Consider the following 12,624-nt stretch of genomic DNA (forward strand, 5'->3'; position numbering starts at 1 on the left):
TATCCTTCTTCAATTTCTTTATTCAGCGGTCTTTAGATGATGTAGAAAATGGTTCATTCTCTCTTGTTTGGTAGTTAAATAATCCACATTGAATTTATTTTGCCTTATTTCCAATGGAATACGTTTTTTTACCTCGATACCAGCCAATTCCATTCCTAAAATCTTATCGGGATTATTGGTCATGAGCCTTACTTTCCGGATGTGCAATGCATCTAAAATTTGGGAAGCTATATTGTAATTTCTTTCATCGGCCCGAAACCCCAAATGCAAATTGGCATCAACCGTATCATAACCTTCTTCCTGTAGTTTATAGGCTTTGATTTTATTCATTAAACCAATTCCCCTACCTTCTTGTTGCAGATAGACCAAAAGCCCCTTACCCTCTTGTTCTATCAACTCCATGGCTTTTATTAACTGCTCGCCGCAATCACATCGCAACGAACCGAACAAATCTCCTGTGGCACAGGCTGAATGTATTCGGGTAAGAACAACATCTTCGGAACTGAATTCACCTTTCACCAATGCAATATGCTCCAGCTTATTTTCATTTTCCTGAAAAGGGATGATTTCGAAATGACCATATTTGGTAGGGAGACTCACCCTTTCACCTTGCTCTATATTCTTATCAACCTTCATTCGCTAACTAATTCTTCAAAATTCGATTATCAACTATGCTGGGGACAATCTATTATTACTTGTTTTTATTAGAATGTTTTTTAGTGAACCACAACATCTTGATCTTCTTTTACCTTATTCCAAATTCCATGTATTTGATTGGATATTATTGAAGCCGGGTTGTATTCAATAATGGTTTTACCCACGGTCATTGACTTTACCATTTCAACATCGAAAGGGATTTTAGCCAACAATGCAATATTCTTTGAGATAAGATATTGTTCAATTTTTTGGGTCATGGTCATATTGATATCAAATTTGTTGATTACCGCATATGTATGAATATTGAAGATCTTAATTAAATCTACCAAACGCTGAGCATCGTTCAGTCCAGACAATGTGGGCTCAATAATCACGATTACCGCATTACTGCCAGAAATGGAAGATATTGTTGCACAACCTATTCCCGGAGGCCCATCATTTATTATATATTCCGATTGGGTATTCTGTGCAATCTCCATCGCCTTTTTTCGTATCTGACTTACAAGTTTTCCGGAATTCTCTTCCCCTGGACCCATTTCCGCATGAACAAAATCACCAAACCGGGAGGTTGACACGAACCACTTATTGTTCTTACCCTTTACCGAACTTATGGCATTTTCAGGGCAAGTACGCTCACATAACCGGCATCCTTCACAATGATAGGGATCAATAACCAGATCACCTTCCTCATTATAGTCAATAGCATCAAAATGGCAATGATCAATGCAAATGCCACAGCTTGTACATTCCAATGTATTTATCGATGCTTTGAACCCACTACTAAAAGGATGAACTTCCTGTATTTCTGGTTGAAAAATCAAATGGAGGTCGGCTGCGTCCACATCATTATCACAAAAGACAGTTTTCTCGGCAACGGAAGCTATGGCAGCTGTAATCGAAGTCTTCCCTGTTCCCCCTTTACCACTTAAAATGGTGATTTCCTTCATGGTGCATCATTTTCAAATTCAACGTATCGAGTATTTCGGTATAGCTTTGGTGAATCGTTTCGGGGATTTCCCCTGTTATCTCCCCTTCCGCATAAAGACTTGCATATTCCTTACTAAAAGGTATTTCTCCCAACAATTCAATATGTTCATTTACCAAGTATTCATAAATATCATTATCTCCCAAACCAACCTTATTGATCACCACACCGAACTCCAAGCCTATTTCCCGGACCAAGGCAACCATTAATTTTAAATCGTGCAGACCGAACAATGTGGGCTCGGCCACTAAAATCAAATAATCGGAATCATGAATGGTTTCGACCACAGGACAACTGGTGCCAGGTGGGGCATCATAAATAATAATATCGTTTTGATCCGAAATCTTTTTCTTTAACTCACGAATCAACTTGGTCTGCATGGTAGAACCTATTTCCAATTTACCCTCTGCCAACCCATTGTTTTCCTTCGTTTTATAATAATGTATCGCACCTATGGGTTTATAATACTTTATAATGGCATCATCTTCACAGGCCACGGAACAGGCCCCGCATGAATGACATAATGTAGGGTTGATTTCAGCAAACGATACGGTTGGTAAAACCACAATGGCATTGAACTCACAATACTCTACGCACTTTCTGCAAAAAGTACATTTTTCACTATCTATCTCAGGGACTTTTTGCGATACTTCCTGAACATCGATGACCTCCGCGTCACAAAAGAAGATGATGTCATTGGGTTCTTCCACATCACAATCTACCAGTTGTACCTTTGTTCCCTGACGCTCATTCAATCTTTTAAACAGATTTACCGAAACGGTCGTTTTACCGGTACCACCTTTACCACTTGCTATGGCGATTTTATAGGACATATTGATGTTTTTTGTACAGCTTTAACCTTCCTTGACCTAAAGGTTCAGGTTCGTTTCATTCGAATTTAATGGCCAGTACAACCTTCTTCATGTTCATGATCGCAATAATTGGCGGTTAAGCTCAAAGAATCGCTCATGAAACCTTGTATTAGATCAAAGGATGAGGCCATGGGGGCACCAACAAAAGCATTTACACCCCTTTGATTGAATAGGTTCAATGCCATTTGTCCCATACCCCCAGTAATTACATCGGTAACACCTTCTTCAGAAAGCCATTTGGGCAAGACCCCAGGTTCGTGCGGTGGAGGAACAATTCTGTCTTGGGCAATTATTTGGCCATTTTCCTCTGTAAAGACCATAAAGAATCTGCAGTGCCCAAAATGGGCATCCAACATCCCTGTTTCATCAACTGGTATCGCTATTTTTTTCATTTTTTACGTATTAATCCCTGAATTGTTTTCGGGGGCTGATTTATAGATTTATTCTTTTGTGATGGATGCACCACATTGTTCAATTTCCAATATTCTTAACTGGATTCATCCTTCGTTATCAATGGGTTTTTCGTGTTGCGAACCACATCGTCTTCCCATTCCTTTTCTTCTTCCCAGCCCCCTTCCGGAACCTCTTAAACCATTTTCGGAATTGCATTTTCCCAATCCCCTGCCCGAGCGAGGACCTTGTCCTTCTGGGCCTTTTCTATTTAATCCAGGCATGATTATTATTTTACGCTTTGAGTTTTTCAATAATTTCCTGCACGGTAACATCATTGTCCTGGACAATGACCATTTGTACATTGAATTTATCCAAGAGATCTTTGGCCTTGGGACCAAAATCACCGGAAATGACCTTTTGGACGTTCATGTCAACAATTCTTTCAGCTGCCTTTGTTCCTGCACCATTATTTGCATTCGTATTTGTGTTCTTTACAAAAATCGACTCCTTCGTTTCTTCATCGAAAACACAAAACCAAGCGGCCCTACCGAAACGCTTATCAAATTGAGCTGAATTATTCTCACCTGATGATGTTATTACCGTTTTCATAATCTTTTACTAAGTGTTTAATAGTTCTATTCGTTCAGATTTGCACAAAGGACATTCATGCTCCTCTATGGTCTTGGGTATGGTAAACCTTGTTTGGCATTCTTCACACACATACCAATGCTTTTCCAATAAAGCATCTCCATAAACGGTTTTTATTTCAATGGTCTCTACGAACGCCTTTGCAATTTTTCTTCGTGCCGTTTCATATATCCTCGCAAACGTAGGTCTAGAAATACCCATTAGCTTAGATGCCTCCAAATGATTCATTAAATCATAATCAGCAAGCTTAATGGCCTCATATTCTTCATACAACAATTCTATGGAGTCAGTGGGTTCCACATTCGTTCCATAAGGTCTGTACCCTTTGAAATTTGGTGGCGCTACTACTTTGCGTAATGTTTTTGGTCTTGACATATGGTCAAATAAAATATTGATTAACTATATTGACACAACAAAAGTAATGAGAATATTCTCATAATAAAATAAAATGTAATTTATTTTTAACCCAACAGACCATAAAACTTTGTGATTTACAATTTACGATTGACCAAATGGGGGTATAAGTATTCTGGGGAATAAAATATTGGTGGTTGACCAAAATGGCTATTTGATTGAAGCCTAATAAAATTGGTGTTAGCCTTATTTACGTATAAAAGAACATGTATGCACCAGAAAAGAGCTGCACTTTGACGCAACTATTATTTACTGAACAACCTTTTGCCCCAATTACCTATTGGGCTTTTAAAATTAAGGATACAACCTACTTTTTATAAGGCTTCAATTCCTCAAAAAAGAAATCATCATTAGGTACATCAAAATCAAAACCGAGTACCTCTAAATTATTGTCGGTCCTTAATTTAATGGTTCCAAAACTGAACCAAGCTTGTGGGTGTTCCCAATGTATTTCCCACACATCATAATGCCAATGCGTGAGTGATGCGGATAACAATGGGTGGTTTTCAAAAATCAATTTAAATACTCCATTTACCTCTTGGATAGTTATCTTACCACATAGGTCAGAAGTATATTCCCCTGCCATTTTTTCAGGTATTATGGAAGGTTTGGTACCAAGAACCCTTTTCGCCTTGCGATCCGCAATACGGGTATCGGAGGCTGCATAATTATTGGTCCTTTTCAGCAAGTCGGTAGACCAATCCTTACCGTTTTCAATTCCTAAAAAGGTATCCAAGGCATAGTAACTTGCTGCCATGATCGGACTTTTTACTCCGTTGGTCAACACGACCACACCCAGATTCTCATCAGGAATCAAATTGATGGCAGTGATAAATCCGTCATATCCACCGGTATGGCCAACACGCATTCTACCATGGTAATCACTGAGTCCCCAACCTAGTCCGTAAGCACTAAAATGCCTATCAAAATCATCCTGGGTCGTATGGTCTACCTTAAAATTATTATGGGGTGTCCACACCATATTCCGCGTATCCTTGGTCAATAGGGTATCACTGTTATGAATACCATTGTTCAAATTGAAAATCATCCATTTAGAAATATCCTCAACACTTGAAACAAGTCCGCCCGTTGCACCGACATATTCCCAATCTACCCACGGGATTACATAGTTTTCATCATCTTTTCGGGCATGGGGCTGGGCGTAGTTACCCATACTGTCCAAATCTTTCAATGAATAGATACTACGATCCATACCCAACGGTCCTAAAATGCGTTCTTTTACATTTTGCCCCCAACTTTTACCGGTAATGGTCTTGATGATTTCACCTGCGGTAATGTACATAAGGTTAGAATACCCATAACCCGACCTAAATTCATAAGCCTGGGGCACGTATTGAATCCTCTCTATGATTTCTTTTGCCGTAAGGTTTGATTTATACCATATATTATCCCCACTAAATGTCCCCAAACCAACTCGATGACTTAAAATATCCCTAATCGTCATATGTTCGGCCACCCATTCATCATACATAGCGAAATATGGCAAATACTTTTTCACCTTATCGTTCCAATCCAATTTACCTTCCTGAACCAACATGCCCATAATGGCCGAAGTAAATGCTTTGGAATTTGAAGCGATGGCGTACAAGGTCTGGGCATTGGGCTTTCCTTTTTTCCCTTTTTCCAATACACCATAATTTCCCTTAAAAACCAGTTCACCATCCTTAACGACACCTATTGATGCACCCGGAACATCCCAATCTTTTACCATTTTAGCAAAATAGTTGTCCAACGCCTTTAGATCCACTTTCTTTTCAACTTGGGCATGAATACTTCCCGAAATGAACAGGAAAAAAACAAAGAGGTAAAAAAACTTTTTCATGCTTCAAAATTTAGGTATTGCCCAATCAAGGTAAGCAAACGGTTTACTTGATTATGCGAACATTTTACAAAGTTTTAAAGTTAACTTATTAGAATGAAACCGGAAACAGTACAATAAAATGTATAAATAGAATTGATTTATAGCGTTTCTAATCCGCATAGTTTTTACAAATACCTAGATAATCAATTATGATGACCTGAGTAACCAAGGTTACACATAATACTTAGGCATGGAAGTACTTTTACACTTATAAAACAAATACAAATGGAAACACTAGAAGTAACATCAGTAAAAACAGAAGATTATAACATTTCTATTTCAAAAGAACTAAATGCATTTTTATCCGATGTACAGATTTACAATATGAACCTAAGGGGATTGCATTGGAACATAAAAGGAAGAAACTTCTTCTTATTGCACGAAAAGTATGAGGAATTGTACAACGAGGCCGATGAAATGGTTGATGAAATTGCGGAACGCATCTTAGCCATTGGCTCCAGTCCCTTACATACATTTGAGGACTATTTAGCCAATAAAAACCTTGAAGTTGCTAAACAGGTCTCTAAGGGTGAAGAGGGTGTTGCCCTTGTTTTAGGGAATTTAAAGCACTTATTGCGCAAAGAGCGTGAGATTTTGGAAAAAGCAGGTGAAAATTCGGATGAAGCAACTGCCAACTTGGTGAGCGATTTCATATCTAACCAAGAAAAACACATTTGGATGCTCGAGTCATTCTTAAGCTAGGAAAGCGAACATTTTTCATAAAAAAAAGCAAGAACGGAACGCTCTTGCTTTTTTTATTGTTTGCCAGTTGATCCTTGAAAAAAGGGGCTTAATTCATTCTTCCTCTTCATAAACAATTTTCACGATTATCATTCTAAGCCCCCATATTCAAAACCGTTCTTCCTTTTAATTTTCCTGCAAGCATTAGGTCTATCTTTTCATTCAATTCATTTAACGTTATTTCAGTACAGGTATCCGCCAATGTTTCGGGTTTCCAATCCTTGGCCAGTTTTTTCCATACCTGTTCCCTATAGGCCATCGGATAATCCTGTGAATCTATCCCTATTAAGGTTACCCCTCTTAAAATAAAAGGGAATACCGTCAATTCCAATTTCGGCGATGCAACATTACCACAGGAAGTTACCACTCCCATTGGTTGGGTCGCTTTGATGATATTCTCTAGAATAACCCCACCAACTGTATCTATACCACCTGCAAATAATGGCTTTAATAATGGTTTCTTATCAAAATTTTCAATTTCACTACGCAATAGTATTTCTTTTGCCCCTAATTTATAGAGGTATTCACTTTCTGTTTCCTTTCCGGTTATCGCTACCACAGTATATCCCAATTTACTTAAGATGGATACACTTAAGGCACCAACCCCACCTGTAGCCCCTGAAACAACGATTTTACCATCTTCTGGTTTAACCAATTGCGAAAGTCTTAGAATCGACATTCCGGCCGTTAATCCTGCAGTACCAATGATCATTGCTTCTTTCATATCAAGGGTTTTCGGCAATTTAACCACCCACTCTTTAGGCACTCTAATACATTCACCAAAGCCACCATCGGTATTCATACCCAAATCATAACTGGTAACGATGACCTTATCATCCGGACTAAAAGTATCGCAGTTGGAATCGACCACCACACCTACCGCATCAATACCCGGTGTATGCGGATAATTTCTCGTTACCCCTTTATTACCACTGGCCGACAAGGCATCTTTATAATTAAGGGCAGAATAATGAACTTTAACCAATACATCCCCTTCCGGTAAATCACCTATTGTTCTTGTTTTTATATCGCGCATATAAACTCCATCTTTTTCTTCAACTACAAATGCTTTGAACATAGTGTTATTTAACTTCATCTTCATTATATTTAAAAACTCTTATATTTGGCAAATATCAACATAAAAGCATTAATTATCAATAACTTACAAATTATACCCTTACGAACATTTAGTTCCGAATTAAACCTTTTCAGCACATTAGAGACTAAAAAAAAATGAAAAAAAGTTATTGTCCGATCGATACGTTTATAAATGTGGTCAAGGGAAAACGAAAAGCCACTATTATACTACACCTTTTCCAAGGCGATAAGAGGTATAATGAATTGGCTAAATTATTGCCCGATATTAGTGAACGTATGCTTACCAAACAGCTCAAGGAATTGGAAGAGGATGGCATAATAGATCGCAAAGCATATCCTGAAGTTCCACCAAGGGTAGAATATAGCCTAACCGATCTTGGGAAAGAAATACACCCTTATCTAAAGGGAATGTTCAGGGGCGGAATCCTTTTTGAAAAAAGGATAGATGAGTCTTTGTAACGGTTTTACCTGTTCTTTTTTGAACGGTTCAAAATTAATGGATAATGTATAGCAACGAAAACGTTGAAATAAAAACCCATAGACATATCGCCAGAAGCATGGGTTTTATTCCCGTAGACCTTAAATCTTTAATTGAAATCGTTGAGCCTACCAAAAACAAGGTCAGGACCAATAACCTTTTGGAACAAAGTACAATCATATTTGTTGCCGATGTGGGCAAAATATGGTAACTATTAATAGCTATCGCCAGTATAAATAGGATTATGAAATACGGAATTTTAATCTTCTCTCCTTTGGTCTTAAATATAAACATTGAGAAAATAGATAAAGGAATAATCCATAATGTCCTTGACAATTTTACCGTTGTGGCTATGCTTAAGGCTTCCTCACCATATTCCAATGCAGCACCAACGACCGAGCTGGTATCATGTATGGCAACGGCACACCACAATCCAAACTGTTCTTGGGTCAAATGCAGTAAATGACCGATAGAAGGAAAAACCAGAAGGGCTATCGAATTCAATAAGAAAACCACTCCCAAAGCTATACTTATCGATTTACCGTTTGCCCTTATCACAGGTGATATAGCTGCTATGGCACTACCACCACAAATAGATGTTCCTGAGGTTATTAAGTGCCCCAACTTCAAATCTATCTTCAATGCTCTAGACAAAAGTAATCCTAAACTTATGGTAAGGAGAATGGAAAAAAACGTTAAGCTGAAACCCGCCTTACCAGCAGCCAACGTTTCTTTGATGAACATACCGAAACCCAGACCTACAACAGCAATTTTCAAAAAATATTGAATGGCCTTATGGCTATATACCTTAAACGGGTTACTAAAAACAAGCGTATATACGAATCCGAGCAATAGAGCTGTCGGACTATTGATTACCCCCGAAACCGCAGTAATGGCGATAATAATGTAAATTATTTTTGATGTAATGTCTTTCATATCGTAAAAACCAACGATACAAAAGTAAGCTCTTTAAATAACTATTCCGCAAGTTAAATTAGCATTCAACATAACTAAAAGTTATAGTTATCGAATATATACTTTTCAAAAAAGTCCATATGGCTCGACTGAAACCCTGTTCGGGAAACAAAATAGAACCACCGTTCAATGGCCAAATCCTTAACATCGATGATTTTAAGTTTGTTGTTCATTAATTCCTCAGTAATAGCATGGATTGATACAAAGGCATAATTATCAGAATGAAGCAGGTAATTCTTGATGGCTTCGGTACTGTTCAACGTAACTACGGTATTCAGCTTACCAATATTATGTTTCTTCAAATATTCGTGCAATATTTCTTTGGTGCCTGAACCCATTTCCCGCTCAATAATGGGTACTTGTTTTAGAACGTTTATATCAATTGTATCCTTTTTGCCCGTAATGTTCTTTGCATTGGTCACCAGTACAATTTCGTCTTTCACGAATTTTTTAAAATGCAATTTTGGATTTGTATTCTTGCCTTCCGTAATCCCGAAATTCAATTCTTGATTCAATATCAGTGCTTCAATTTCTTCTGAATTTCCGCTGGTGATCTTAAAATGTGTTTTCGGGAATTGTGTCCTGAACTTCGCAATTACCTTGGGAATAATATAATTGGCCAAGGTTGTGCTAACCCCCAAGTTTATCATATCCGGAAATTCCTCATTTTTATGTAGAAACTGATTTTCCATTTGGGAATATATTTCCAAAATTTTATTGACGTAAATCAAAAAAGCCTTACCGTCATTGGTCAACTCAATAGAATTTCTTTTCCTAATGAATAAAGTCACATGATACTCTTCCTCTAGATTCCGAATAGACTTGGATACCGCTGGTTGGGAAATGAACAACTGTTCAGCCGCCTTGGTAAAGCTCAGATGGTTGGCAACGACCTTAAATATGTGTAACTTGGTTTTCATTGGCTTTATTACAAAATTACATGAAAAAGAACCTTAATCAACAAGGCAACCATGCGGTTGACCCTAATGTTTCACCTCCTAAAACCCAAGAATTCGGTATAAAAGCCACTCACTCATTTGACCAACACTATGAATCCTTTTTCACCAATCTATATGCTCATCTATAAATTGAACAAGACTTTCTGACATATCTTCCTGCTCCGATATACTCGGGTGCCCAGGAGTACCTTTGTACGGAACAAAATGGGTGTACATTCTGGAATCATTCAATCTGGAAACAGCCTGCTCTATATATGAAGGCCATTTAGAGCATTCCTGAGTGGCATCCATATTACCAAGCATACAAATAATATGCGCTTTGGGGTACTTATTTCTAATCGATTTTACAAACTGTGAATATGTATTTATGATATAGTCTTCAGTAGGAGGTTGTGTGCCGAATTTAGCAATGAACTGCTCAAAATCCGGTTTTTCAACCAACCAGGAATCGTTCTGAAATAAATTGACCACAACAATATCGGGTGTATATAGTGAGAAATCCCATTTACTATCTGCATTTTCTGGATCTAGCCTATCATAAAGTTCCGGCATCGTCATAGGAAACCAACTGACCGTAATCCCAATTCCACTTTTACAGATACATCGATAATCGGCCTTGAAATGTTTTGCCGTTAAACGGGCATAACTGCGGTAATTGTTCGTGTACGTACTATCGGGACTGTCCGCTCCCGAAAAATCCTCTACTGCATAACCTGCAGTAATGGAATTGCCATAAAACTCCATTCTGCGATTATAGGATTCGGGTTTGGGCAGTATGTTCGCATGCCCAGCTATCTTAAAACCATGGAACATTGTTTTTCCCCTATCCCATTCCGTTCTTTTAAAAAGTTCAATGCTATGTTTCCCTTTTGATAAACCAGATGCCAAAAGATAGGTCTTTTTAATCGTATCGGGACGTAAAATAAAAGGTTCATCATGATCAACGATCACGTTAAAATAATTATCACCTTTTTCATCTTCCAATACTGCGGATATAGCTTTGCCCTTAAAATTCATTTTTATCGAGGTCCCCGACCAATACAACCCTACCGCCTTACTTTTTAAGGTATCGATCCTCCCGGAATAACCCAATTTAGGACTTGAATAATCAACGTATAAACTATTTTTTGTTGTTGAACATGCGGCTATCACCAGTAGTCCCAGTACTATGAAAAAACTTCTTTTACCTGCTAGCATCCTATTGTAAATTGGAAAGTAATTTTTATGATCAATCCTTAAAACCGGTTACGATCTTAATTACATAGCAAGTTACTCCAAAGAAGCCAAATGGTCAATTGCTTTTTGTAGTAATGTTTTCAATTTCGTAGGCTTTGTAACTTTCAGTTGAATGGTCTTACAATCATTGAAGTGCATAAAGCATTCCAACTCCTTACTAAAGGCCTCAACGAAAGCATCTATCTTCGTTAGTGATGGTTCCAAAAAAACCGAATGAACTTGTAAAATGGAAGTCTTCCTATCTGCTTTACAATCCATACGGGCGACCAATGTACCGTTCCATAACATCGGAAGTACAAAATACCCGAATTGCCGTTTTGCCTGAGGCACATAACATTCGAGCAAATAATCGAACCCAAACAGTTCTTTTGTCCGTTTGCGTTGTATAAGAAGATTATCGAATGGAGATAGTATTTTAAGTTTACTACGCCCCAATGATTTATTCAACAACTCTAATGATTCCGGTAAAACATAATACATAACCCCGTTGACCTCAACCTGTTTCAACTCGCCACTGAATAACATTTCCTTTAAGGAAACAGCTACTTGCTTTTTGGTGTTCTTAAGCAAATAAGTTATCTCAGAAGCCAACCCCAAACCGTTTGCCCTGAGATATTTTGCGATTAAATACCTCATGTATTCCCCTTCATTGGGCATGGTTGTGTCTACATGCTCGGGCAACACCCGCTCGGTAAGATCATAGACCTTATGAAAATTTTTACGGGACGAAACCATAAGCTCCCCTTGCATGTACAAATTTTCCAAAGCCTGTTTGGTAGTTTTTGTTTCCCAAGCCCCCAATTTCTTGCCTTTATGCCCAAAATCCTTGGCCATTAACGGCCCTTCCGATTCTATCCTTCGAAGTACCGACTTCATCAATTGCTTATCACGCGAATACCAATGGCTTTCCTTTCCAATAGCTATAGCTTGTTTTCGTGGCAAACTAAATCGATAATCCTTCATTGGTAAATACGCTGCCGCGTGGGACCAATATTCAAATATTCGTCTTTTACCCATCAAGGTTTCAAGGTGGACCTTTTTATAACGAGGGTTACGACTGTACAGTGTATGGTGGTGCGCTCGTTGAACGGCTGATATCGTGTCGATCTGTATATACCCAAGGTGTTCAATGGTCTGCAAAGTTGCATCCAGGGCACTCCCTTTATGTTTTATTGGCGGAACCCTTTGGGACAATAAAACCAATTTTTGTGCTTGCTGAATCGTTAGTGCTTCCAAACTCTTTGTCATTAATTACTTCTTGTAGTGGCAAGATAATAATTGTTTCT

Annotated in this window: 15 protein-coding genes; 2 read left to right on the forward strand and 13 right to left on the reverse strand. The window is 38.1% G+C overall.

The window, feature by feature from the left end; translation table 11 throughout:
- Nucleotides 1–18 precede the first annotated feature (18 nt).
- The 8 genes from ribA to GJ691_RS15185 all read right to left on the reverse strand — a co-directional run bounded on the left by ribA (nt 19) and on the right by GJ691_RS15185 (nt 5,812).
- Nucleotides 19–636 (reverse strand): GTP cyclohydrolase II, encoded by a 618-nt coding sequence (ribA, locus tag GJ691_RS15155; RefSeq protein ID WP_154368355.1) that lies wholly within the window; start codon nt 634–636, stop codon nt 19–21.
- A gap of 80 nt (nt 637–716) precedes the next feature.
- A complete protein-coding gene (locus GJ691_RS15160) occupies nt 717–1,604 on the reverse strand; it encodes an ATP-binding protein (RefSeq protein ID WP_154368358.1) in 888 nt (295 codons plus the stop codon).
- Nucleotides 1,576–2,475 (reverse strand): nucleotide-binding protein, encoded by a 900-nt coding sequence (locus GJ691_RS15165; RefSeq protein WP_154368359.1) that lies wholly within the window; start codon nt 2,473–2,475, stop codon nt 1,576–1,578. The genes GJ691_RS15160 and GJ691_RS15165 overlap by 29 nt, the downstream gene beginning before the upstream one ends.
- A gap of 65 nt (nt 2,476–2,540) precedes the next feature.
- Nucleotides 2,541–2,906, reverse strand: coding sequence for a NifB/NifX family molybdenum-iron cluster-binding protein (locus GJ691_RS15170; RefSeq protein ID WP_154368360.1), 366 nt, complete (start codon nt 2,904–2,906; stop codon nt 2,541–2,543).
- 105 nt (nt 2,907–3,011) lie between these two features.
- On the reverse strand, nt 3,012–3,188 hold the full coding sequence (locus GJ691_RS19575; RefSeq protein WP_179955137.1) for a DUF5320 domain-containing protein: 177 nt from the start codon (nt 3,186–3,188) through the stop codon (nt 3,012–3,014).
- A gap of 10 nt (nt 3,189–3,198) precedes the next feature.
- Entirely contained in the window at nt 3,199–3,516 is a 318-nt protein-coding gene (locus GJ691_RS15175; protein ID WP_154368361.1) for a NifB/NifX family molybdenum-iron cluster-binding protein, read from the reverse strand.
- Nucleotides 3,517–3,525: 9 nt separating this feature from the next.
- Nucleotides 3,526–3,930 carry a DUF134 domain-containing protein gene (locus GJ691_RS15180; protein ID WP_154368362.1) on the reverse strand — a complete coding sequence of 135 codons (405 nt, stop codon included), beginning with the start codon at nt 3,928–3,930 and terminating at the stop codon, nt 3,526–3,528.
- 346 nt (nt 3,931–4,276) lie between these two features.
- Entirely contained in the window at nt 4,277–5,812 is a 1,536-nt protein-coding gene (locus tag GJ691_RS15185; protein ID WP_154368363.1) for a serine hydrolase, read from the reverse strand.
- 264 nt (nt 5,813–6,076) lie between these two features.
- Here GJ691_RS15185 and GJ691_RS15190 point away from each other — a divergent pair, with 264 nt between their 5' ends.
- A complete protein-coding gene (locus tag GJ691_RS15190; RefSeq protein WP_154368364.1) occupies nt 6,077–6,553 on the forward strand; it encodes a Dps family protein in 477 nt (158 codons plus the stop codon).
- 133 nt (nt 6,554–6,686) lie between these two features.
- Here GJ691_RS15190 and GJ691_RS15195 read toward each other — a convergent pair whose 3' ends face one another.
- A complete protein-coding gene (locus GJ691_RS15195) occupies nt 6,687–7,688 on the reverse strand; it encodes a YhdH/YhfP family quinone oxidoreductase (RefSeq protein ID WP_154368365.1) in 1,002 nt (333 codons plus the stop codon).
- A 137-nt stretch (nt 7,689–7,825) separates the two neighbouring features.
- On the opposite strand from GJ691_RS15195, the gene GJ691_RS15200 reads away from it, so the two are divergent.
- The gene (locus tag GJ691_RS15200) at nt 7,826–8,149 is read left to right on the forward strand and encodes a winged helix-turn-helix transcriptional regulator (RefSeq protein ID WP_154368367.1); all 324 of its coding nucleotides are present in this window, start codon (nt 7,826–7,828) and stop codon (nt 8,147–8,149) included.
- Nucleotides 8,150–8,183: 34 nt separating this feature from the next.
- Here the strand turns inward: GJ691_RS15200 and GJ691_RS15205 are convergent, their stop codons facing one another.
- The 4 genes from GJ691_RS15205 to GJ691_RS15220 all read right to left on the reverse strand — a co-directional run bounded on the left by GJ691_RS15205 (nt 8,184) and on the right by GJ691_RS15220 (nt 12,586).
- Complete coding sequence (locus tag GJ691_RS15205) at nt 8,184–9,104, reverse strand: YeiH family protein (RefSeq protein ID WP_154368369.1); 921 nt, start codon at nt 9,102–9,104, stop codon at nt 8,184–8,186.
- A gap of 74 nt (nt 9,105–9,178) precedes the next feature.
- Nucleotides 9,179–10,063: a LysR substrate-binding domain-containing protein gene (locus tag GJ691_RS15210; protein WP_154368371.1), complete on the reverse strand. Its 885-nt coding sequence runs from the start codon at nt 10,061–10,063 to the stop codon at nt 9,179–9,181.
- 141 nt (nt 10,064–10,204) lie between these two features.
- Nucleotides 10,205–11,299: an SGNH/GDSL hydrolase family protein gene (locus tag GJ691_RS15215; RefSeq protein WP_154368373.1), complete on the reverse strand. Its 1,095-nt coding sequence runs from the start codon at nt 11,297–11,299 to the stop codon at nt 10,205–10,207.
- A 72-nt stretch (nt 11,300–11,371) separates the two neighbouring features.
- Nucleotides 11,372–12,586: a winged helix-turn-helix domain-containing protein gene (locus GJ691_RS15220; RefSeq protein WP_154368375.1), complete on the reverse strand. Its 1,215-nt coding sequence runs from the start codon at nt 12,584–12,586 to the stop codon at nt 11,372–11,374.
- Nucleotides 12,587–12,624 lie beyond the last annotated feature (38 nt).

This window comes from Maribacter luteus, assembly GCF_009674825.1.
GTDB lineage: Bacteria > Bacteroidota > Bacteroidia > Flavobacteriales > Flavobacteriaceae > Maribacter_A > Maribacter_A luteus.